Source organism: Vibrio sp. Sgm 5 (genome assembly GCF_026241575.1).
GTDB lineage: Bacteria > Pseudomonadota > Gammaproteobacteria > Enterobacterales > Vibrionaceae > Vibrio > Vibrio jasicida.
Window position 1 is genome coordinate 43,917 of sequence record NZ_JAPHPY010000013.1, and the last position, 21,088, is coordinate 65,004.

Annotated in this window: 21 protein-coding genes; 13 read left to right on the forward strand and 8 right to left on the reverse strand. The window is 45.3% G+C overall.

All coding sequences use genetic code 11. The features are described from left to right. Positions 1-57: 57 nt before the first annotated feature. Positions 58-417 carry a glutaredoxin family protein gene (locus OQJ86_RS09585; protein WP_045398349.1) on the forward strand — a complete coding sequence of 120 codons (360 nt, stop codon included), beginning with the start codon at positions 58-60 and terminating at the stop codon, positions 415-417. Positions 418-499: 82 nt separating this feature from the next. On the opposite strand, the gene OQJ86_RS09590 is transcribed toward OQJ86_RS09585, so the two are convergent. After that, positions 500-1,126 (reverse strand): OmpA family protein, encoded by a 627-nt coding sequence (locus OQJ86_RS09590; protein ID WP_045398351.1) that lies wholly within the window; start codon positions 1,124-1,126, stop codon positions 500-502. A 369-nt stretch (positions 1,127-1,495) separates the two neighbouring features. On the opposite strand from OQJ86_RS09590, the gene OQJ86_RS09595 reads away from it, so the two are divergent. Continuing rightward, positions 1,496-2,128, forward strand: coding sequence for a thiol:disulfide interchange protein DsbA/DsbL (locus tag OQJ86_RS09595; RefSeq protein ID WP_265987586.1), 633 nt, complete (start codon positions 1,496-1,498; stop codon positions 2,126-2,128). Positions 2,129-2,142: 14 nt separating this feature from the next. Next, positions 2,143-2,616, forward strand: coding sequence for an FKBP-type peptidyl-prolyl cis-trans isomerase (locus OQJ86_RS09600; protein ID WP_045398355.1), 474 nt, complete (start codon positions 2,143-2,145; stop codon positions 2,614-2,616). Positions 2,617-2,683: 67 nt separating this feature from the next. Here the strand turns inward: OQJ86_RS09600 and OQJ86_RS09605 are convergent, their stop codons facing one another. After that, complete coding sequence (locus tag OQJ86_RS09605) at positions 2,684-3,286, reverse strand: beta-phosphoglucomutase family hydrolase (RefSeq protein WP_265987587.1); 603 nt, start codon at positions 3,284-3,286, stop codon at positions 2,684-2,686. A gap of 76 nt (positions 3,287-3,362) precedes the next feature. Between OQJ86_RS09605 and arfB the strand changes: the two genes are divergently transcribed. Then, entirely contained in the window at positions 3,363-3,776 is a 414-nt protein-coding gene (gene arfB, locus OQJ86_RS09610; RefSeq protein ID WP_038867424.1) for an alternative ribosome rescue aminoacyl-tRNA hydrolase ArfB, read from the forward strand. A 70-nt stretch (positions 3,777-3,846) separates the two neighbouring features. Further along, on the forward strand, positions 3,847-5,616 hold the full coding sequence (locus tag OQJ86_RS09615) for a methyl-accepting chemotaxis protein (protein WP_265987588.1): 1,770 nt from the start codon (positions 3,847-3,849) through the stop codon (positions 5,614-5,616). Between the two features lie 253 nt (positions 5,617-5,869). Here OQJ86_RS09615 and vmeZ read toward each other — a convergent pair whose 3' ends face one another. Continuing rightward, positions 5,870-9,022, reverse strand: a complete 3,153-nt coding sequence (vmeZ, locus tag OQJ86_RS09620) for a multidrug efflux RND transporter permease subunit VmeZ (protein ID WP_265987589.1) — start codon at positions 9,020-9,022, stop codon at positions 5,870-5,872. A gap of 8 nt (positions 9,023-9,030) precedes the next feature. Continuing rightward, positions 9,031-10,158: a multidrug efflux RND transporter periplasmic adaptor subunit VmeY gene (gene vmeY, locus OQJ86_RS09625; RefSeq protein WP_038867417.1), complete on the reverse strand. Its 1,128-nt coding sequence runs from the start codon at positions 10,156-10,158 to the stop codon at positions 9,031-9,033. 347 nt (positions 10,159-10,505) lie between these two features. Between vmeY and OQJ86_RS09630 the strand changes: the two genes are divergently transcribed. Next, on the forward strand, positions 10,506-10,964 hold the full coding sequence (locus OQJ86_RS09630) for a dCMP deaminase family protein (protein WP_038867415.1): 459 nt from the start codon (positions 10,506-10,508) through the stop codon (positions 10,962-10,964). Positions 10,965-11,033: 69 nt separating this feature from the next. Here OQJ86_RS09630 and pepT read toward each other — a convergent pair whose 3' ends face one another. Together pepT and OQJ86_RS09640 are read right to left on the reverse strand one after the other, a co-directional pair. Then, on the reverse strand, positions 11,034-12,263 hold the full coding sequence (gene pepT / locus OQJ86_RS09635) for a peptidase T (protein ID WP_042603276.1): 1,230 nt from the start codon (positions 12,261-12,263) through the stop codon (positions 11,034-11,036). A 190-nt stretch (positions 12,264-12,453) separates the two neighbouring features. After that, on the reverse strand, positions 12,454-13,314 hold the full coding sequence (locus OQJ86_RS09640) for a DUF6279 family lipoprotein (RefSeq protein ID WP_265987590.1): 861 nt from the start codon (positions 13,312-13,314) through the stop codon (positions 12,454-12,456). A 263-nt stretch (positions 13,315-13,577) separates the two neighbouring features. On the opposite strand from OQJ86_RS09640, the gene OQJ86_RS09645 reads away from it, so the two are divergent. After that, complete coding sequence (locus OQJ86_RS09645) at positions 13,578-13,751, forward strand: hypothetical protein (protein ID WP_038867409.1); 174 nt, start codon at positions 13,578-13,580, stop codon at positions 13,749-13,751. Between the two features lie 50 nt (positions 13,752-13,801). Here OQJ86_RS09645 and OQJ86_RS09650 read toward each other — a convergent pair whose 3' ends face one another. Next, the gene (locus OQJ86_RS09650) at positions 13,802-14,434 is read right to left on the reverse strand and encodes a response regulator (protein ID WP_227740525.1); all 633 of its coding nucleotides are present in this window, start codon (positions 14,432-14,434) and stop codon (positions 13,802-13,804) included. Continuing rightward, on the reverse strand, positions 14,421-16,157 hold the full coding sequence (narQ, locus tag OQJ86_RS09655) for a nitrate/nitrite two-component system sensor histidine kinase NarQ (RefSeq protein ID WP_045404610.1): 1,737 nt from the start codon (positions 16,155-16,157) through the stop codon (positions 14,421-14,423). Before narQ ends, OQJ86_RS09650 begins: the two co-directional genes overlap by 14 nt. 246 nt (positions 16,158-16,403) lie before the next feature. On the opposite strand from narQ, the gene napF reads away from it, so the two are divergent. From napF to OQJ86_RS09685, 6 genes are all read left to right on the forward strand, one after another. After that, the gene (gene napF / locus OQJ86_RS09660; protein WP_081634951.1) at positions 16,404-16,889 is read left to right on the forward strand and encodes a ferredoxin-type protein NapF; all 486 of its coding nucleotides are present in this window, start codon (positions 16,404-16,406) and stop codon (positions 16,887-16,889) included. A gap of 42 nt (positions 16,890-16,931) precedes the next feature. Beyond that, on the forward strand, positions 16,932-17,240 hold the full coding sequence (locus OQJ86_RS09665; RefSeq protein WP_038877602.1) for a chaperone NapD: 309 nt from the start codon (positions 16,932-16,934) through the stop codon (positions 17,238-17,240). After that, positions 17,237-19,726 (forward strand): periplasmic nitrate reductase subunit alpha, encoded by a 2,490-nt coding sequence (napA, locus tag OQJ86_RS09670; RefSeq protein ID WP_104026738.1) that lies wholly within the window; start codon positions 17,237-17,239, stop codon positions 19,724-19,726. Before OQJ86_RS09665 ends, napA begins: the two co-directional genes overlap by 4 nt. 78 nt (positions 19,727-19,804) lie before the next feature. Beyond that, complete coding sequence (locus OQJ86_RS09675; protein WP_038867487.1) at positions 19,805-20,260, forward strand: nitrate reductase cytochrome c-type subunit; 456 nt, start codon at positions 19,805-19,807, stop codon at positions 20,258-20,260. 28 nt (positions 20,261-20,288) lie between these two features. After that, positions 20,289-20,867 (forward strand): NapC/NirT family cytochrome c, encoded by a 579-nt coding sequence (locus OQJ86_RS09680; protein ID WP_038867399.1) that lies wholly within the window; start codon positions 20,289-20,291, stop codon positions 20,865-20,867. 15 nt (positions 20,868-20,882) lie between these two features. After that, the gene (locus OQJ86_RS09685; protein ID WP_009704753.1) at positions 20,883-21,017 is read left to right on the forward strand and encodes a TIGR02808 family protein; all 135 of its coding nucleotides are present in this window, start codon (positions 20,883-20,885) and stop codon (positions 21,015-21,017) included. Positions 21,018-21,088 lie beyond the last annotated feature (71 nt).

A 21,088-nucleotide genomic window follows, 5' to 3' on the forward strand; every position in this document is an offset into this window, starting at 1 on the left:
GTAAGTGCGTAGCATGACATTCAAGGACACTCATCCACTGAACATCAAGGGATCATTATGAAGTTTATCCGTTGGATTTTGGGAAAAATCATTCTACTTCTCAACGCAGTATTCTCACCTCGTGGCGTAAAACGCTCTGAAGAGGCACAGAAAAGCGTTGATGACAAAGCCAAGAACTACGCACTGTACCAATTTGAAGCTTGTCCTTTCTGCGTAAAAGTTCGTCGCGCTATGAAGCGTCAATCTGTAAACATTGAATTGCGTGATGCGAAAAATGACCCAACACACCGTGAAGCACTTGAACAAGGCGGTGGCCGTGTGAAAGTACCGTGCCTACGAATTGAGAAAGGCGGCGAAACACAGTGGCTTTACGAGTCATCAGACATTGTCGCTTACATTGAAAAAGAATTTGCCTAGTTCCCCCTAAGAACATTGGCGGATGTAAAAGAGGCACCAATCGGTGCCTCTTTTCTTTATCTGGCATTATCTGCAAAGTGTATTACTGATCAACAATCAGCATTAGTTCCACTCGACGGTTACAAGCTTTGCCACTTGACGTCGCGTTGCTGCATTGTGGGACGTATTCCCCAAAACCCCGGGAAAACACTCGCTGACGCGGTAAGCTTGTAGCTAGCAATTGCTTTTCCACCTCGCGCGCCCGTTTCTCAGATAACGAGTCATTAAAGCTTGCCGCGCCAGTACTGTCCGCATGACCATCGATCACAACGTCAATATCCGTTCTGCCTGACAAATAATGACCTAGACTACGAATCCAATCTTGAGATTGTGATGACAGCCTTGCCGACCCCGTTTGAAAATGAACCTGCTCTTTCAATCGCACCATAAGATGCTCACCACTGATGGTTTCGTGGGCGATTTGATGCCTATTTAAAAACATCTCCAGTGACATCACGCCCTGTGACTTTTTTCCCATCGATCTCGGCGCTTGTGCAGCCTGTCTCGGCGCAGCAACATAAGAAGTAGGTGCATAGCCCCACTCTGGATGTCTTAGCTCTGAATTTGTTCGAGGGGCGGTATCAAGAATGTTCCCCCCAGGGACCATGTTAGGATCCATGCTAGTGCATCCGGCCAACATACCGCATGCCACTAAAAACCAATGCTTCATACTGTTACCAACGTAGAATGAATTCCTGTTCACTGTGTCGGCTCAAAATGTCCAAACTTTAGTGCTTTCGTTTTTCTAATCTAATTTCCAAGCACCTATCGTGCCAATGTTCTCTTTTATCCGACAATTTATCGGTGTTCCCAAAGACTCAACCGCCTACCCCATCATATGCACATCAGTAAATAGCGACCAAATTTATGAGCTAACATTCGCTAACACGATTTAAAGCAACAAACTACACGCCATACCCATGTTTTGACTAAACTTTCTTCGATTGTCTCACTTTAGTGTAACAAGCCGTTTTAATGGTTTTCGTTGATAACGTTAACCGATAAACTATCGATAACTTTACAATCTAGAGCGTCACCCATGTTTAAAACCATTTCTAAAGGCGTTGTCCTTTTTGCCGCAGTAGCGGCACTTGCTGCTTGCGATAACGGCAATTCTCAGCCACAACAAGGCAAACAATACGAAGTATTGCCGACATCATTGACGGAATACGATCTAGCGCCTCTAACGGAAGTCTTCTCTCTTAACTGTGGCCACTGCCGTACGATGGAGACCTTTGTTCCTCAAATCGAATCACTCACTGAGCAGAAAGTGCAAAAAATGCATGTGACGTTCAATGAAAGCGCGCAAATCAGTGCCATCATCTTCTACACAGCGGTCATACAATTAGATGGCACACCAGACAAAGCATTCATGGAAGAGTTGTTCGCTGCCGTTCAAATGGATTCAGAAGCAACGGCTGACGAGCGTCAAGCAGCAGTAGAGAAAGCATTTGAATCTCGTAACCTAATTAGCCCATATCAATTAGATGAAGCGCAACAAGCTGAACTGTTCAAATACATCACAAAGGCAGAAGAAATCACCACTCGTGGTCAAATCAACTCAGTTCCTGCCTTTATCGTAAACGGCAAATACCAAGTGATCACTGGTGGTCATGAAACCGTTGAAGCGATGGCTGACACCATCAACTATCTGCTAAAACAACCAAAATAAGACAAGGAGCAATTGTGTCTAAATTTCTGTTTCCTCTTATCATTTTCATCCTAGCGGGATTTTTTATCTACCGCACTTGGACGAACCATAAAGTCGCAGATGAAAACTTTGCCAAAGGCCAAGCGTTCTTGCTAGAAAACAGCAAAGAAGAAAACGTCATTACAACAGAAAGCGGCCTACAGTACCTAGTACTAGAAAAAGGCACTGGTGATATTCACCCAACGGCAAACAGCAAAGTGAAAGTCCACTACCACGGTACACTTATCGACGGTACTGTGTTCGATAGCTCAGTAAATCGTGGAGAGCCGATCTCATTTGGTCTTAACCAAGTGATCAAAGGTTGGCAAGAAGGCTTACAGTACATGGTTGTTGGCGAAAAGGTCCGCCTATTCGTACCAAGCACTCTTGGCTATGGCAAAAGTGGTTCTGGCCCAATCCCACCAGCAAGTGTATTGATCTTCGATGTGGAACTATTGGACATCCAATAATCTAAAACAAGATGAAACAAAAACGCCGCATTGATTGCGGCGTTTTTATTTCTATTAGGTAAAGTTATTAAGCTTTCGGATAAAACACCAACTTGTCCCCTTCCACCATTACACAATCCATGTCCGCAGCATGAGCGGCTTTTTTGCCAAGCTCGGTATCTTCAAACACCACACAATCTTTTGCGTTGAGGCCGAGTTGTTCTGCAGCCATCAAGAAGGTGTCTGGGAACGGTTTGTGGTTTTCTACATCTGTTGCCGTCACGACTGCGTTTAGTTTCTTCAAGATACCCGCTTTCGTCAGTAATCGCAGCGCACTGTCACGTTGACTGCCAGTCCCAACCGCGATCTTCTTTTCGCCAAAGTATTGGTCAAGAACCGTATTGGTGCAGGAAATGATTTCGCCATGCAGTTCCATCTCTGCAAAGGTTTCCATCTTGAAACGAGAGACAGTTTCAGGATCGAGAGACAAACCATGCTCACGGTTCACTTCACCTACAATTTTGAAGCTTGGCATTCCACCTAAGCTGTGTAACCAGTCTTGATGAAATGGGAAGTCAAATCGATCGGCTGTTGCTTGCCAAGCGGCCAAGTGCGCTGGCATGGTATCAATCAATGTGCCATCCATATCGAAAATCAGACCTTTGTAGGGGCTTAAATCTATCGTGTTCATGTCAATTCTTCTATTTATACATCTCTAGTGGTAATTTATCAGCCATTGCAACAAACCATATTGGCATTTAGTAAACATGCTCAAAATTTCGAACTCCGTCACAATTCAAGACTGGGAAATCCAATTATCCCCCATCCGCGCTCAAGGAAATGGTGGGCAAAACGTTAATAAGGTATCGTCCGCGATACATTTGCGCTTTGATGTACGTCATTCCACATTGCCGGATTTCTATAAAGAGCGGTTACTTGCGCTGTCAGATAGCCGGATCACCAAAGAGGGAGTGATCATCATCAAAGCACAACAATTTCGGACGCAAGAGCAGAACAAAGAAGACGCATTAAACCGATTACAAGCGTTAATCCAATCTGCTAGCCGGACGGATAAGAAGCGTATTAAAACCAAACCAACACGCGCTTCGCAACGTCGCAGACTTGATAGTAAAAACAAGCAAGCGACAAAAAAACAGCAACGCCAAAGAGTGCTGTACTAAAAACGTCAGAGCTAACCATTGGGAACCTTTTTGGGCTCCTTACTTTAGTCAACTATTCAGGACAAGCTTTATGACTATCAGGCACAAGCTCTACTCCCTAGGAGTGATCGCCATTTTGGGTATCGTCACCCTGTTGGCCACCTCGTCACACTTCGCTAACCAAAGCCAAGAGCTCAACCACGCGATTAAACTCGTCGGAGATTTGGAAATCCGATTGCTCAACCTTCGCCGTAACGAAAAGGACTTTTTATTACGCGGCAACAACAAATACCTTGGTAAGTTTGACGGAAACGTTGATAAGTTCCTTAGTACCGAACAAGAATTGGCAGGCATTCTTAACCGTTATGACCTCCCTTCTAGCCACCAATTCAAACAAGACCTATTATCTTATCAAGCTGGCTTTCAAAAACTTGTAGCGGCCTATGAACGTTTCGGATTGGATGACCAAAGTGGGTTGCTTGCACCGTATCAGCAAGCGCTGTCTGAAGCCAAGATAACCGCTAATCACGAACAAGTGATCGCTTTGACTCAATTCGATGAACTCGTAAAAGCAGGCGAAGTTAATGAGAGCCTATTACAAGGCTTATATGTACCAGCATTGATTGAGAGTGCGCGTCAGCTTGCTGCTCAGAAACAAACCATGGGCGTTGCTTACAATAAAGGTTTATTGGGCGAGACTCGTGCCCTCTCTCATACTGTGGAAGAACAATTTAAGACGTTCTCTTCAGCACTGACCAATGCGGCTCAAGAACGCGATACTCAGAATGCTATCGTGAAGCAAAGCATCACTGTGCTGGTTTTGGTGGTGATATTTGCCCTTATTATGCAGATATCTCGGTCTATTAACTTACGAGTCAGCAGCTTATTAGCCACGATAAAAAACATCAGTGAAAGCAACAATATGGGTTTACGTTCTGAGCTAAAAGGCAAAGATGAGCTGGTAGACATTAGTCACCACTTAAATGATCTATTAGATAAACTAGAACACTTAATCCATGGCACCCAAGAAAAGTCCGCACAGTTATCTGCTAGCACAGACAATATGCACCGCGAACTTGAAGGTGTGATGGAGCAATTCCACGCACAAGCTGACCACACCTCTTCTATGGCAACCGCTGTACAGCAAATGGTGGCGACAATTGGAGAGATTTCAGAAAGCACATCCGTCGCTGTAGAGGGCGTCCATCAAGCCGCAAGCAACGCAGAACAAGGTCGTACTGTCGTCGAGACTACAGTAACGAATGTCGGCCAGTTAACGGGCATTCTGTCTAATAGCCAACAATCGATTGGTTCTTTGAACGAACACGTTGCGAAAATTGGTGGTGCAGTCAACATCATCCAAGACATTGCAGAACAAACTAATCTACTTGCTCTCAACGCGGCAATTGAAGCGGCGCGTGCTGGCGAACAAGGACGCGGTTTTGCGGTCGTTGCAGATGAGGTTCGTGCATTGGCAAGCCGCACACATCAATCGACAGAGGAGATTACTCGCGTGGTGTCAGACATTCAATCGCAAATGTCGATGGTGGTTTCAGATATTGATCAATGTAATGACCAAGGGCAACAAACCCTATCGGCATCAGGACAATTGGATTCAAGCTTACAACAAATCATTGCCGACATGAACGCGATTCAAGGCAACTCGGAGCGCATTGCATCAGCTATTGAAGAGCAAGGCATTGTGATGAACCAAGTCAGTGATTCGATCACCGAACTGAATGTAATTTCCGAAAATAACATGCAGTCAGCCCAAGAATGTTTGCACGAGGTGAACTCGGTTTCTGCACAAGCTCATGATATGGACGATGCCGTCGCTAAATTTAAGACACGCGACGTATAGACAGCAACAATCACTAAGCATTCTGTGAATACGCCAGTTTCGCTCTGCCCTCATCCTAGTGAGAGTATAGGGATGTTTAAAGTGCTCAATAACTTCGACCTAGCGTCACAAGATTTGAGCCCATATGAAAACGTCGAAGATTGGAGCAAGTGCCAAGAGCTTGGCAACTGATGCCTTTTCACTATCAACGTCAACAAAAAGCCCGAGGCACTCACATGCATCGGGCTTTTTATTTTCAGAGTGAACTCAGCGTTTATTCATCATCAAGAGGAACAAGCTTGGTACTTCCGCCATGGATTTTCTCACGCTTTCTCTGTACCAATGCGTAGAAGCCTGGTATCAAGAAAGTACCCGCTAGCAGCACGCAGAGTAGCCCCCCTATCAACGAGATACCCAACGAGTTCTGACTCACGTGACCTGCACCCGCCGCAAAGATCAGCGGGAAGATACCCAAGATGAACGACCAAGAAGTCATGTTCACCGCACGGAAACGCAGTTTACCACCTTGAACAGCCGCACTATCGATATCCACATCTTTCTCTTCACGCTCTTGCTTGGCGAATTCCACAATAAGGATTGCATTCTTCGCCGCGAGCGCTATGAGTAGGACGAGACCTATCTGCGCGTACAAGTTGAGAGGTGTGCCTGTTAGGTTCAATGCGAGGAAGGACCCCAACGTCGCTACTGGCACTACTAGGATAATTGCAAGTGGAATCGTCCAACTTTCGTATTGCGCTACCATGAACAAATAAATGAAGATCAACGCCAACGCAAACGCATAAATCGCTTGGTTACCGGCTAGCACCTCTTGGTAGGCCATGCCCGTCCATTCGTAAGTGTAACCTTGTGGCAGAACTTCCGCCGCAACGCGTTCCATTGCAGCAATGGCATCACCACTTGAGTAACCCGGAGCTGGCTGACCTTGGATAATGGCACTGCGGTACATGTTGTATCGCCATGCTACATCCGGTTCAAACACTTGCTCATAACTCACTAGCGTACTCAACGGCACCATATCACCACCAGAAGAACGAACGTGGAAACGCTCTAAATCTTCCATGCTGCTGCGGTGTTCACTGTCTGCCTGCATGGTTACGCGGAAGTTCTTACCGAACATGGTAAAGTCATTCACGTAAAGTGAACCAAGGTTACCTTGTAGAGTTTGGAAAATAGACGACAGTGGGATGCCCAACTGTTGGGCTTTTTCACGGTCAATGTCGACGTAGTAATGCGGAACGTTGGCACGGAACGTACTGAAAGTGTACGCAATTTCAGGCGCTTGGTTAGCAGCCTGAATCATCTCGCCCATAACCATTGATAGGTCTGTACGGCTGCGGCCTAGCGTATCTTCAAGTACAAATTCAAAACCAGATGCCGCCCCCATACCCGGAACCGCAGGTGGTCCCATGGCAAAGACGATAGCTTGAGGAAGCTCCATTGCAGCTCGACCGTTAATACGGTTCGCAATCGCATTGGCAGAGTGCTCTCCATCTAAACCATTTCGCGTATCCCAATCATGCAGTTTGATAAACAGAGACGCACCGTTTGATGCTGCGGCACCTGTCATGAATGAGTAACCATTCGCAACGGTAACACCATCCACGCTCGGTTCCTGTTCCACCATCTTCATCAGATCATTTGTCACTTCCTCAGTACGAGAAAGCGAAGCGGAATCTGGAAGTTGCACGTTAACCAGCAAGATGCCCTTATCTTCTTGGGGTACAAACGCCGTTGACGTCGTTTTTGCAAAGAAGGTTACTGCAGCAACCGCAACAAAGAAGAAGGTGATCAGTAGGATCGACTTCTTCACTAGGAAGCCCGCAATTTGACCATAGCGCGCAGTCACTCGCTCAAGACCACGGTTAAACGCTTGGAACCAGTTTGCCGTGTTGCCACCACCCTGTTTCAATACCAACGAACATAACGCTGGAGACAGTGTTAGTGCGTTAATCGAGGAAATAACAACTGAAATACAGATGGTCAGTGCAAACTGACGATACATGATGCCAGTGATACCCGGAAGCATGGCAACTGGAAGGAATACTGCTAATAGAACCAAAGTCGACGTAACAATTGGACCCGTCACCTCTTTCATTGCGATCAAGGTTGCTTTACGCGGTGAAATACTCGGGTCTTTCGCCATCGTGGTATCCACGTTTTCGATAACCAGAATCGCATCATCTACAACGATACCGATAGCGAGAATCAAACCAAACAGCGTTACTGTGTTTATGGTGAAGCCTGTGGCCTGCATGATGGCAAAGGTACCAATAAGCGACACCGGAATGGCCACCACCGGAATTAAGGTTGCACGCGTACTCCCCAAGAACAGATAAGTCACTGCGATTACCAGCAAGATTGCTTCAATCAGTGTTTTGACAACCCCCTTAATCGATTCGGCAACAAATACGGTTGTATCGTAACTGGTTTCGTAAGCCATACCTTCAGGGAAGTTCGTACTTAGGCGATCCAGCAAATCCATGACCGCCTTACCACTTTCTAGTGCATTCGCATCCGATTGCAAAGACAGCGCCACGATAGAAGCGTCTTGACCACGGAACTTACCGTTACCGTCGTAGAACTTTTTACCAAGTTCAACACGAGCAACGTCTTTCAGGTACACCGTTGAACCATCTGAATTGGCACGAAGAACCACGTCTTCGAACTCACTTACGCTTTCCAAACGACCTTTGGTCACTAGGTTAAACTGAACTTCTTGCGGATTATTGTAAGGCGCAGCGCCAACACGTCCTGCAGCAACTTGAACGTTTTGTTCAGCTAACGCCGCGTATACGTCGCTCGTGGTTAGGTTGAGGTTGGCCATCTTCTCTGGATCCAACCAAACACGCATTGCGTACTCACCGCCACCGATAACGTTAACTTCACTGATGCCTTTAACACGCGCTAACTGGTCTTTCACGTTCAGGTTGATGTAGTTGATAAGGAACTTGTCATCATACTTACCATCTGGCGAGTAGAAGTTCAGAACCATCAACAGGTCCGGAGAACGCTTTTTCACCGTGACACCGACCATACGCACTTCTTGAGGCAACTTGGACTCAATCTGTGACACTCGGTTTTGCACGTTAACCTGAGCCATGTCTGGGTCTGTGCCTACATCAAAGGTGACATTTAGGCTGTACGAACCGTCATTCGCGCTTTTTGAAGACATGTAAATCATGTTTTCTACGCCATTGACGGAGGTCTCTATGGGGTCGGCTATCGCCTGTTCAACCACTTCGGCACTCGCGCCAGTGTAAAACGCCGTCACGCTCACCGATGGCGGACTGATTTTAGGATATTCAGCAACGGGTAGGATCGCTAAAGAGATGGCACCTGCCAACGTCAAAATGATCGAAATTACCAGTGCAAACTTTGGTCTTTGTATAAAGAAACGACTTAACATTCCGCCTCCTACTGCTTGTCTTCAGCAGGTGCTTGAATGCGCACTTCTACGCCGTTACGCACACGTTGCAGACCTTGTGTAATGACCGTATCGTCCTGTTCTAGACCTTCATTAATGATGATGCCCTGCTCGACTTGTGGACCAAGCTTCACATTGCGACGTTCAGCAACATTACCTTCTGCCGTCACCATAACGAAGTCACCTTCGAGGTCAGTTTGAACCGCACGACGTGGTACAACGATCACGTCTTTCGCGTTTTTATCACGCAAGTTCACTTTAATATGCTGACCAGGAAGTAATTTCTGTTCTGGGTTTGGCACCAAAGCACGCATAGCAATCGTACCCGTCTGAGTATTGATACGGTTACCCAAGAAATCCAACTGACCGAGATGCTCGAAGTACTCGCCGTTTTCAAGTTCAAGTTGAACCTCTACCCCACTCGACTCAGCACTCCCATCACCTTTGATACGATCCATTCCAAGCGTTAAACGCTCACGTTCGCTCACGCTGAATGAAGTATGTACTGGGTCTAAGCTAACCAGTGTCGTTAGGATGCCAGAAGATGGAGAAAGTAGATCGCCCGTACTTACTTTACTGTCACTGATGCGACCGCTAAATGGCGCTCGGATTTGCGTATAAGAAAGGTTAACTTCCGCCAGTTTAAGCTGTGCATTTGCGGCTTCCAATTCAGCACGAGCACCGAGTAACGTTGCCGTTAATGCATCAAACTCAGATTGCGAAATACTGCCACGAGGAAGCAAGTTTTTACCGCGTTGGTGATCAAGCTCCGCTTTTTTCAATGCTGCTTTCGCTTGAGCTAGTGCCGCTTTAGCACTCGCCACTTGAGCTTCGAAAGAAGAAGGCTCTATGGAGTACAACAGCGCCCCTTTTTCGACCATTTGACCTTCGTCAAAATGGCGAGCTTCGAGGTAGCCGGAGACTTGTGCCGTAATATTCGTATCTTCTACTGCTTCAATGCGGCCGATGTAAGATTTACTCGGCTGATAGTCGATAATTGTGACATCCTGAGTCACAACAAGAGGAGCTTGGCTCCCCTTCTGGGCATTGTTTGCTTCTCCGCATCCCGCGAGGATAGCTGTTGCCGCCATTAATGCGACGAGTGGTTTCTTTTGCATGTATATACCGTCTTTATAGAACAGGATTCAATTGACAATACCCTAACCTTACAGGGAGCTTTGTCCGAAAACTTCAAGAGAAATAAGGGAATGTGTTTCAAAGTGTAAGCTGATGAAACGACTCGCAAACATAGTAATAATGGCGCTAAAAATGTTGCGATCATGTTCGTGGTTTAACATGAAAATCATCTTGGTAACTCACTTCATCATTGCCATTTTTTTACGCAATCATTGTTATATGAGTTAATAAAGTGAAAACTTCGTTGAGAGGAAGCATGATTTGACTATTTTTTTAAACAGAATGGGTTATCATGCAATTAATTCAAAGCTTTCGACCGAGGATGAGTATGATTTCTAAATGGGAGAAACGTTTTTACCAAATGGCTGAGTTAGTGGCGTCTTGGAGTAAAGACCCATCTACACAGGTCGGTGCGGTAATCACTAAACAGAACCGCATTGTTTCGGTAGGCTTCAACGGCTACCCACATGGCGTGTCTGACAGCGTTGATACAGATGAACGTGAGCTAAAGTACCTCAAAACACTACACGCAGAAGAGAATGCGATTCTGTTCTCTAAACGCGATTTAGACGGTTGTGATATTTGGGTAACCCACTTCCCTTGTCCAAACTGCGCAGCAAAGATCATCCAAACCGGGATCGCTCGAGTAAGCTGTCCAGAACAATCAGAAGACTTTTTGTCTCGATGGGGTGACAAGATTCAAGTGAGCCAAGATATGTTTGACCAAGCAGGCGTTGAAGTAAACTGGTTACCAATAAGCGACATTGAAGAAAAAGATGTTCGCTAATTCTGATTAAGACGCCAAAAAATAAGAAAGCCCAGACACTGTCTGGGCTTTTTGTATCTAGCGTGACACTTAGCTATGCTTCTTCGCGGTAAGTTCAGCAATTTTCACAATGACTTGTACTGATTTCTCCATCATTTCTACCGAGATAAATTCATGAATGCCATGGAAGTTATAACCGCCGGTAAAGATGTTCGGACAAGGTAAGCCCATAAATGATAGGCGCGCACCATCTGTACCACCGCGTATCGGTTTAATAAGTGGCTCTACATCGCACTCTTCCATCGCTAATTTAGCGAGTTCGATAATGTGAGGGTAAGGCTCTACCATCTCTCGCATGTTGTAATAGCTGTCAGTTAACTTCAAATCAACCGAGCCATGCTTCAGCCCCGCGTTCATGTCATCGACTAGCTTCTGCATAAAGGCTTTACGGCTTTCAAGTCCTTCACGATCGAAATCACGGATGATGTAACCTAGCTCACTGCGGGCGACACCAAGTTCACCAGATTTAAGATGAAAGAAACCTTCGTAGCCTTCTGTCGTTTCTGGCGTTTGATCTTCTGGCATCTGCACTTGGAATTTCGCAGCCAAGTTCATAGCGTTAACCAGTTTACCTTTAGCAGTACCTGGATGAACACTTACGCCATGGAAAATAACATCTGCACTGGTCGCGTTGAAGTTTTCGTATTCCAATTCTCCTTGAGGGCCACCGTCGATAGTGTATGCCCATTGCGCGCCAAACTTTTCTACATCGAACAAATCAGCACCGCGACCAATCTCTTCATCGGGAGTAAAGCCGATACAAATATCACCGTGTGGGATTTCTGGGTTTTCGATCAACATAGCAACGGCAGATAGAATCTCTGCAATACCCGCTTTGTTGTCAGCGCCAAGCAACGTTGTGCCGTCAGTGGTAATTAGGTTGTGGCCATGAAGTTCATGCAGATCTGGATACTGCACCGGAGAAAGCACTTCATCACCTAGACCAAGAGCGATATCACCGCCTTGGTAATCTTCAATAAACTGGGGATTTACGTTTTTGCCTGAAGCATCAGGCGCGGTATCCATGTGAGCAATAAAACCGATAGCAGGCACAGCGTAATCAACATTCGACGGTAATTTTGCCATTAGGTAACCGTTATCACTCAAGGTTACGTTGCTCAATCCGAGTTCCTGCATCTCTTTCTTTAAATGCTGAGCAAAAACTAACTGACCGCCAGTACTTGGGCAGGCGCTCTCGTGGGGATTTGATTGAGTATCGAACGTGACGTAGCGAAGAAATCTTTCAACTAAATGCTTCATAATTATTCTCATTGTTTTGGGTGAAGGCCCGCACAAGGGATACATGGGTGTGCGAGGATCCTATCCAACATGGTTCGACAAGCCATGTTACGCTCATGCCACAATAAGAATTTGCTTTGAATCAGTTTTTCATCAGAAAGTGCTGGTATGCCCTACCAGCACTCACACTAACAGATTGTTTTATCGAGTATTAATTCAGTAGTTCTTCAGCAAGCTCACGCCATTCACGAATTTTGCCATGAAAATGTCGCCATTGTTTATCACTCATCGATTGGGATATATCTAGAGTGAATTGATCCGTCAGTTCGATATTACGATCAATATTGTCCCTCAATTGATCACTATAATAACTTTCCGGCTCGAATAAGAGCTTCATGAATACCTGCTGGTAAACAACAGTGTTGGTTTTATTTTCGAAAAGGTACTCTAACTCCTGAATTATTGACGAGCGGTAATCTCGCCATAACGGACTATTTATAATCACCTCTTTAGAAAGTTGTTTCGCGCGCACTTTTTGCTGGTTAGATAATTTACCAAGCCACTCTTCCATCCACTCTTCTGTATTCTCTAAGACAATTTCTCGCAGCTCTTGTTCCGTTTTCTCTGCGTATTTTTCATCTCTTTCTTTGTAACGCTCTTTTACACTGTCGACAAACTCCGATTCTTGCTTAGTGTCTAACTGCATACTCAGCGAGAAGAGGTCCGGCGCGGCTTTCGAGACAAGACGTTGGTAGTGGTCTCGCATTTGATCTCGGTTCGCTTGCAATGACTCTAGCGTCACGTTGTCTTTATTCAGTGACTCTAATTGTTTTAAGTGATCGATATATAAAGGTAATTCTTCCTCTTTATGCCAATCGGCCAGTAATAAAATACGCTCTTCAAGCAACGACTCTTGCTCTCCATCAAGAGAAACGTAATCGTCTAAATATTCAATCACAACCCAGTCTATATTGCTGTATAAAAACTTTTTTGCACATCCGGCTAACAACACAATAGATATCAATACAAATCCATATCGAACCGCTTTATTGGATAAACTTTTAAATTTCATCACCGATCCATATTCCCTTTTTTATTGATTAAGTTCTATACTCACCCTAAATCACTTAGTATTGCGGCAAACTTTCGTCAGTATGGCAAAGTCTTTTTGCCACCCTCGTAGTATATAGAGTTTGAAATTAACTTTTTTATCACAACTATCCGCAAAAAAGTGAGTTAGTGCGCAATTATCGACCAAAATATGAACGAGACGGCGTTCCTTAAATGGCATATAAATTGCATCAATAACAACAGGATAGTTTATGGAGGCGTAGCATGGCTGCTGCTGAGCAACTTGATACGATTGTAGAGTACGAAATTCGTTACTTTGAACAGGGGAAAATACACAGTATGAGAGTGGTCGCGGAAGATAAGAAAGCGGCACATCATTACTATTTAGAGTGCGGTAAATACAATAGCGATTTGTACTCTATTCGCCCAGACAAATAAAAAACCGCCTAAATTTGGGCGGTTTTTGCATCTAAAGCACTCAGAGTAAGTTACTTAATTTCACCAAAGCGCTCTAGGTAAAGCACGGTTGCTGCAGTACGTGAAGGTACTTTCAGCTTTTTGAGTAGACTCTTCATGTGTACTTTTACCGTCGACTCAGAGATAAACAGGCGATCTGCGATCTGTTTATTACGGAAGCCACGTGCTACCTCTTGCAGGATCTGCGTCTCGCGATCGGTCAGCGAGTCAAACACATCCTCTTGTCCTGAACGCTCGTTCAAGTATTTCGCAACCGCTTGGCTGTAGGCCTTGTCACCTTCATGTGCTTGTTTTAGTAGCTCAACTAATTCATCTGGCTCGGTATCTTTTAGTAAGTATCCGTCTGCTCCGCTACGCACAATCGCTTCAATATCCGCAGGGCTATCAGAAACCGTCAGGATTACAATGCGAGCTTCACAACCATCGGCACGAAGTGCTTTAAGCGTGTCCAACCCAGACATGCCTTTCATATTCAGATCCAGAAGCACCAAATCCAGCTCGAGTTCGTGAGCTTTTGCGACCGCATCCGCACCACTACTGGCCTCTGCGATAACTTCAAAGTCTGACTCAAAACTTAGCAACTGATGAATACCACGTCTCATGAGTGGGTGATCGTCCACCAGCATTACTTTACACACTGTCAATGTTTACTTCCTTACTATGTTGGAATTCTAGTCTCACGATACAACCATCATTTTTTTCTGCCTCTATACTGAGGTCGGCGTGCAATCTTGCAGCACGTTCTTGCATGATACTCATACCATAATGATTTAATTTCTCGTTCTGTTGATCAAAGCCTATACCATCATCGGCTACGGTCACTGTGACTTTCCCACCAGAATCAAGACATTGGATCTTAATATTCTTAGCTTGAGCGTGTTTTATCGCATTTATTGTCGCTTCTCTGATCAACTGTAGTAGATGCACCTGTTGATGCGCGTCTAATTCCGTTGATGAAAGCTTATTATTCAAAGAGATTTCCGCTGTTGTTTGTTCGTCTAACGTCGCGACCATTTCTTGAAGCGCTTGCCCAAAACTGCCTTCTTTGATCGTAAGACGGAAGGTGGTCAAAAGTTCACGTAATTGGGTGTACGCGGCTGACAATCCGGTATCAAGCTCAGCAATCACCTGATTGGTTTGGGCTATCGCTTTCTCATCGGGAATATTCTTCACACTGCGTTTAAGCAACGAGACTTGTATTTTTAAATAAGACAAAGCCTGTGCTAAAGAGTCATGCAACTCTCGGGCAATGGTTGCTCGCTCTTCCATCAACAACAACTGCTCGGCTTGTCGCTGCGCACGATTGTAATATACCGCACGAGATAAGATTTGGACAAAGTTGCCAATCAATGTTTCATTTGGGCAAGGTAATCCGGCTTTCCAATGTAAATAACCAAGATGCTCACCATCTAACGTTAATGTCTCACTGTGACAATCGGTATCACAACCGTGTCGGCACTTTTCCCCTTCAGTCAGTATCCAATTTGGCTCACCAATTTGGTCAATTTCAAGCTTAACTGCACGAATTCCTTCCAAACTTGCAATATGTTGTAAAATCGCCTGAAAATTTTCTTGATGAATACGTGACGCCGTCAGCTCTTTTGACGAATCGTAGAGTACTTGGAGCGACTGATTTGCGTGTTGTAACTTGCGAGTTTTCTCATCAACCGCTTTTTCAAGACCACGATACAAATTGCCTAGATCCATCGCCATCCGATTGAATGTTCGGGTTAAAATGCCCATCTCATTGTCACTTGATACATTGAGAGACACATCAAATGAGCGGTTTTTAATCTGCTCACTTGCCGCTACCAAAGCGCGTAACGGCCTTACCACTTCTAACCGAATAAAATGCACAACAAACATGCTTGCGCACAGAATCCCGCCAAGCCCCAACCCACCAATCCATGCTAGGTTGATGAGTTTTTGCTCAGAATAGTTTTGTAGCTTAAAAACAAAGGCATCAATTTGTTGAACAAAACCAGCGACTAAAACCAAGTATTGAGTCCGATCTTGGCTCTTTAATACCGATTTAAGTTCATGCCAACGCAGAATCAGCCGGTAATAGTCTTTTGTGATGTCTTCGGGCACCGTCCAATGCTGAAGCGCTCTCATAGAATGTGAATAGATTGAAGCTTCAAATAAATCAATGTGTGAAGAATAATCAACAGATTCACTTTGAATATCATGAGCTAACCGATAACTCTGCATTCGCATTGAACCAGCAACGTTTACTGCCTCTGCATCGTTCAAGCTTGATGCTAAAGTGAAAATAGCAAAGCCAGTAGTCGCCACAGAAAGAAGTAAAATCAACATCATGGCAGATGCAATTGTACGTGTTACTGACTTTTTCACATTTTTAAACAACTCTGAACTCCGCTCATTTGATAACCATGTTTGCCTTTATACAACACGTATTATCTTTCAACTTTATCAATATGTGATCACCTGCGTCGGAATTTATTGATCCAAAACAATATTGCATTCGAATTACCCCCTAAGAGGTATTTATAGATATATGTCAAAAACTACAATTTCGTGTACTTAAATGACAGTTTATTAATGAAATTGTGGACTATGCTTAGTTTGGGTTTCAAATTTTGAGGTGACTAAGTGGTAGACCTTTCTCGAAGAAGACTTTTTGCTAGAAAAACGCAACAGGATAATTCCTTACGTCTTCCTTGGATAGCGAAGCCAACGCAGTTTACAGACGACTGCACTCGTTGCGGTAAATGCGTCGAGGCATGTGAAACCAAAATTATAATCAAAAGCGACGGTGGATTTCCTGCGGTCGACTTTTCTATCGATGAATGCACTTTTTGTTATCAATGCGCCAATGTTTGTCCTGAACCCTTGTTCTTATCAGAAACAGAACAGCCATGGCAGGCAAAAGCGAGCATCACCGATAGTTGTTTAGCTAAGCAAAATGTCGAGTGCCGAAGCTGCGGGGACATGTGTGACCCAATGGCAATCCGGTTCAAATTGGAACTGGGCAAGGTGGCACAACCAAATTTAGACCTTGATGAGTGTAACGGCTGCGGCGCATGCGTTTCAGTGTGCCCTACTTCATCCATCAATGTGAGCAATATAACAGCCTGAACCGTCAGTGGTCGGTGAAAGGCAATAAAACGAGAGAGACGTATGTCACTAAACGAAGTGCATATTTCAAGTCTGGTAGTGCATGTTCTGCCTGAACATTTAGCAGAGACGAAAACCCAGATCGAAACATATGAAAATGCGGAAATCTACGGCGACAGTCCTGAAGGCAAAATCATCGTTGTGCTTGAAACAGAGAACCAAGGTTTCATCACAGACACTATCGATGCGATTAATAATTTACCGAATGTCTTGAGCACGGTTTTGGTTTATCACCAAATCGAAACTGGGCTAGAAGAAACGGACGAAAAAGACACTGGAACACAACATTCCCAAATTGAGGGTGAAGTATGAAAATGACAAGACGTGCGTTTGTGAAAGCAAACGCGGCTGCATCAGCTGCTGCTGTCGCAGGTATTACACTACCAGCTTCTGCAACAAACCTGATTGCAAGCTCTGATCAAACCAAAATCACATGGGACAAAGCGCCTTGTCGTTTCTGTGGTACAGGCTGTTCTGTTCTTGTTGGTACTCAAAACGGTAAAGTAGTAGCAACACAGGGTGACCCTGAAGCGCCGGTAAACAAAGGCCTGAACTGTATCAAAGGTTACTTCCTTTCAAAAATCATGTATGGCCAAGATCGTCTGACTACGCCAATGCTGCGTATGACAGATGGTAAATATGATAAGAACGGTGATTTCGCACCGATCTCTTGGGACGCTGCTTTCGACATCATGGCAGAGAAATGGAAAGCATCTCTAGAGAAAAAAGGCCCAACCAGCGTGGGTATGTTCGGTTCTGGTCAATGGACAGTAATGGAAGGTTACGCTGCTGCAAAAATGATGAAAGCAGGTTTCCGCTCTAACAATATCGACCCTAACGCGCGTCACTGTATGGCATCTGCTGTAGTTGGCTTCATGCGTGCATTTGGTATCGATGAGCCAATGGGTTGTTACGATGACTTCGAGAACGCAGACGCATTCGTTCTTTGGGGTTCAAACATGGCAGAAATGCACCCTGTACTTTGGACTCGTATTACTGACCGTCGCCTAAGCCACCCTCACGTTAAAGTGAACGTGCTTTCTACTTACTACCACCGTTCATTTGAGTTGGCAGATCACGGCTACATTTTCAATCCTCAGTCTGACCTAGCGATTGCTAACTTCATCGCAAACTACATCATCGAAAATGATGCAGTGAACTGGGATTTTGTAAACAAGCATACTAACTTCACCCAAGCTGACACTGATATTGGTTACGGTCTACGTGACGACGACCCACTACAAAAGGCAGCGAAGAATCCGAACTCTGGCAAGCTAACTTCTATCTCATTCGAAGAATACAAAAAGTCTGTAGCACCATATACGGTTGAGAAAGCGTCAGAGATCTCTGGCGTTGAAAAAGAAAAACTGATTGAGCTTGCGAAGCAATACGCGGATCCAAACACAAAAGTGATGTCTCTATGGACGATGGGTATGAACCAACATACTCGTGGCGTATGGATGAACAACTTGGTTTACAACATCCACCTACTAACCGGCAAGATTGCGACTCCGGGTAACAGCCCATTCTCACTAACAGGCCAACCATCAGCGTGTGGTACGGCTCGTGAAGTTGGTACATTTGCTCACCGCTTACCAGCAGATATGGTCGTTGCTAACCCTAAACACCGTAAGATTGCAGAAAATATCTGGAAGCTACCGGAAGGCACTATCCCACCGAAACCGGGGTTCCACGCAGTACTGCAAGACCGTATGTTGCATGACGGCGTTCTAAACTGTTACTGGGTTCAATGTAACAACAACATGCAAGCTGGTCCGAACATCAACGCTGAGCGTCTTCCTGGTTACCGTAACCCAGAAAACTTCATCGTCGTATCTGACCCATACCCAACCGCAACCGCGCAAGCTGGAGACCTTATCCTTCCTACCGCGATGTGGATTGAGAAAGAAGGCGCATACGGTAATGCTGAGCGTCGTACTCAAGCATGGTACCAACAAGTTGGTACAATTGGTGATGCGAAGTCTGACCTATGGCAAGTAATGGAATTCTCGAAACGCTTCAAGATGGAAGAAGTGTGGCCAGAAGAGTTACTTGCTAAAGCACCGGAATACCGTGGCAAAACCATGTACGACATGCTGTTCAAGAATGGTCAAGTGGACAAGTTCCCTATCGAAGAAGCGCGTGAGATGAACGATGACGCGCACCACTTCGGTTACTACGTACAGAAAGGTCTGTTCGAAGAGTACGCGACGTTTGGTCGTGGTCACGGTCACGACTTAGCACCATATGATGTTTACCACACAGTACGCGGTCTACGCTGGCCGGTTGTTGATGGCAAAGAAACACAATGGCGCTTTAAAGAAGGCTCTGACCCGTACGCGAAAGCAGGTTCAGGTTGGGACTTCTACGGCAATGCAGATGGCAAAGCGAAGATCATCTCTGCACCATACGAAGCGCCACCAGAAGTGCCTAACGAAGAGTTCGATATGTGGCTATGTACAGGCCGAGTTCTTGAACATTGGCATACAGGTACAATGACGCGCCGTGTTCCAGAGCTATACAAAGCGGTTCCAGATGCGGTGTGTTACATGCACCCTGACGACGCTAAAGCTCGCAACGTTCGCCGCGGGGAAGAAGTTCTGATGGCAAACAAACGTGGTGAAGTACGCGTTCGTGTAGAAACTCGCGGCCGTAACCGTCCGCCAAAAGGCTTGGTATTCGTACCGTTCTTTGATGCTCGTATTTTGATCAACAAGCTGATCCTTGATGCGACGGACCCATTGTCTAAACAGACAGACTTTAAAAAGTGTCCAGTCAAAATCACTAAGATTGCTTAACCGTCAAATAACGAATGCACAGGCCGCCAGCGCGGCGGCCTAGAAAAGAATTTTAGCCTTAAAGGCGGAGATGAAATGATGAAAAAATTACTTGTCGCACTTTTATCTGTAGGTGCTTTGTTGACAGGCGTTGCGCAAGCTGAATTGGACAACCCTGGCGGCACAGGCGGTCTAGACTCGCTACGCGGCACTGCACAGCTTGAAGACACACGTCCTGCGGATGACTTTAAAGATTTTCCAAAAGATCAAATCGTTGAAGACAGCTTTGTTTATCAGCCACCGCTGATCCCACATAGCATTCGTAACTACGAGGTGTCTTTGAACGCAAACAAATGTCTAGCATGTCACAGCTGGAAAAACGCTAAAGACGCAGGCGCTACCAAAATCAGTGTAACGCACTACGTTAACCGAGAAGACGCGGTATTGGCAGACATGTCTCCACGTCGCTACTTCTGTTTGCAATGTCACGTTCCACAAACCAGTGCTACTCCGCTAGTGGAAAACGAGTTTAAGGCAGTCGATTCGCTTCAGTAATTGAAACGCGAGTACTAAGAGGTTACTTATGAAAATACTTAAAGCGTTTTGGAAGAGGCTATCACGCCCAAGTAAAGCTGCCGCTGGTGTTGTTTTATTTCTTGGCTTTGCCGGTGGTCTTCTCTTTTGGGGGGCATTCAACACAGGTATGGAAGCAACCAACACAGAGGAATTCTGTTCTGGCTGTCACGCACCAATCGTTGCTGAAATCCAAGAGACAATCCACTATTCTAACCGCTCTGGCGTTCGTGCTATCTGTTCAGACTGTCACGTACCACATGAATGGACAGATAAGATCGTCCGTAAAGTTCAAGCGTCAAAAGAGTTGTTTGCTCACTACGTGACGAAGACCATCGATACACCAGAGAAATTCCAAGCACGTCGCGAGCACTTAGCAGAACGTGAATGGGCACGAATGAAGAAGAACGACTCTCTTGAGTGTCGTAACTGTCATGAGTTCGATTTCATGGACTACTCACAACAGGGTAAACGTGCAGCAGAACAACACTCAACTGCGCTTGCTTCAGGCGAAAAAACGTGTGTAGATTGCCACAAAGGTATCGCACACAAACTGCCTGACATGCACGGTGTTGAAGGCTGGCAATAAGGAGAAACACAGACAATGAGCAATCTAGAATCCTTTATCTGGCATTTCCTTGGATATAGCGCAATGCCCGTGATTATTCTTTCCGGCTTTGTGGGGGTAGCAGCAGTCTCTCTATGGCTACTTTCACTAGGTAAGGATAAAGAGGTGTAATTTACCTCTAGTCAGTCAACATTTTTGCCTATTTTGTTGACGGAAAACGCCAAGCATTTACTTGGCGTTTT

Bases quoted from the DNA above. Each gene is read 5' to 3' on its own strand.
- OQJ86_RS09630 (WP_038867415.1), top strand. From the start codon at position 10,506: ATGATTTCTAAATGGGAGAAACGTTTTTACCAAATGGCTGAGTTAGTG.
- OQJ86_RS09685 (WP_009704753.1), top strand. From the start codon at position 20,883: ATGAGCAATCTAGAATCCTTTATCTGGCATTTCCTTGGATATAGCGCA.
- vmeZ (WP_265987589.1), bottom strand. From the start codon at position 9,022: ATGTTAAGTCGTTTCTTTATACAAAGACCAAAGTTTGCACTGGTAATT.
- OQJ86_RS09665 (WP_038877602.1), top strand. From the start codon at position 16,932: ATGTCACTAAACGAAGTGCATATTTCAAGTCTGGTAGTGCATGTTCTG.
- arfB (WP_038867424.1), top strand. From the start codon at position 3,363: ATGCTCAAAATTTCGAACTCCGTCACAATTCAAGACTGGGAAATCCAA.
- OQJ86_RS09645 (WP_038867409.1), top strand. From the start codon at position 13,578: ATGGCTGCTGCTGAGCAACTTGATACGATTGTAGAGTACGAAATTCGT.
- OQJ86_RS09680 (WP_038867399.1), top strand. From the start codon at position 20,289: ATGAAAATACTTAAAGCGTTTTGGAAGAGGCTATCACGCCCAAGTAAA.
- OQJ86_RS09595 (WP_265987586.1), top strand. From the start codon at position 1,496: ATGTTTAAAACCATTTCTAAAGGCGTTGTCCTTTTTGCCGCAGTAGCG.
- OQJ86_RS09615 (WP_265987588.1), top strand. From the start codon at position 3,847: ATGACTATCAGGCACAAGCTCTACTCCCTAGGAGTGATCGCCATTTTG.
- OQJ86_RS09590 (WP_045398351.1), bottom strand. From the start codon at position 1,126: ATGAAGCATTGGTTTTTAGTGGCATGCGGTATGTTGGCCGGATGCACT.
- pepT (WP_042603276.1), bottom strand. From the start codon at position 12,263: ATGAAGCATTTAGTTGAAAGATTTCTTCGCTACGTCACGTTCGATACT.
- vmeY (WP_038867417.1), bottom strand. From the start codon at position 10,158: ATGCAAAAGAAACCACTCGTCGCATTAATGGCGGCAACAGCTATCCTC.
- OQJ86_RS09640 (WP_265987590.1), bottom strand. From the start codon at position 13,314: ATGAAATTTAAAAGTTTATCCAATAAAGCGGTTCGATATGGATTTGTA.
- OQJ86_RS09585 (WP_045398349.1), top strand. From the start codon at position 58: ATGAAGTTTATCCGTTGGATTTTGGGAAAAATCATTCTACTTCTCAAC.
- OQJ86_RS09675 (WP_038867487.1), top strand. From the start codon at position 19,805: ATGAAAAAATTACTTGTCGCACTTTTATCTGTAGGTGCTTTGTTGACA.
- OQJ86_RS09605 (WP_265987587.1), bottom strand. From the start codon at position 3,286: ATGAACACGATAGATTTAAGCCCCTACAAAGGTCTGATTTTCGATATG.
- napA (WP_104026738.1), top strand. From the start codon at position 17,237: ATGAAAATGACAAGACGTGCGTTTGTGAAAGCAAACGCGGCTGCATCA.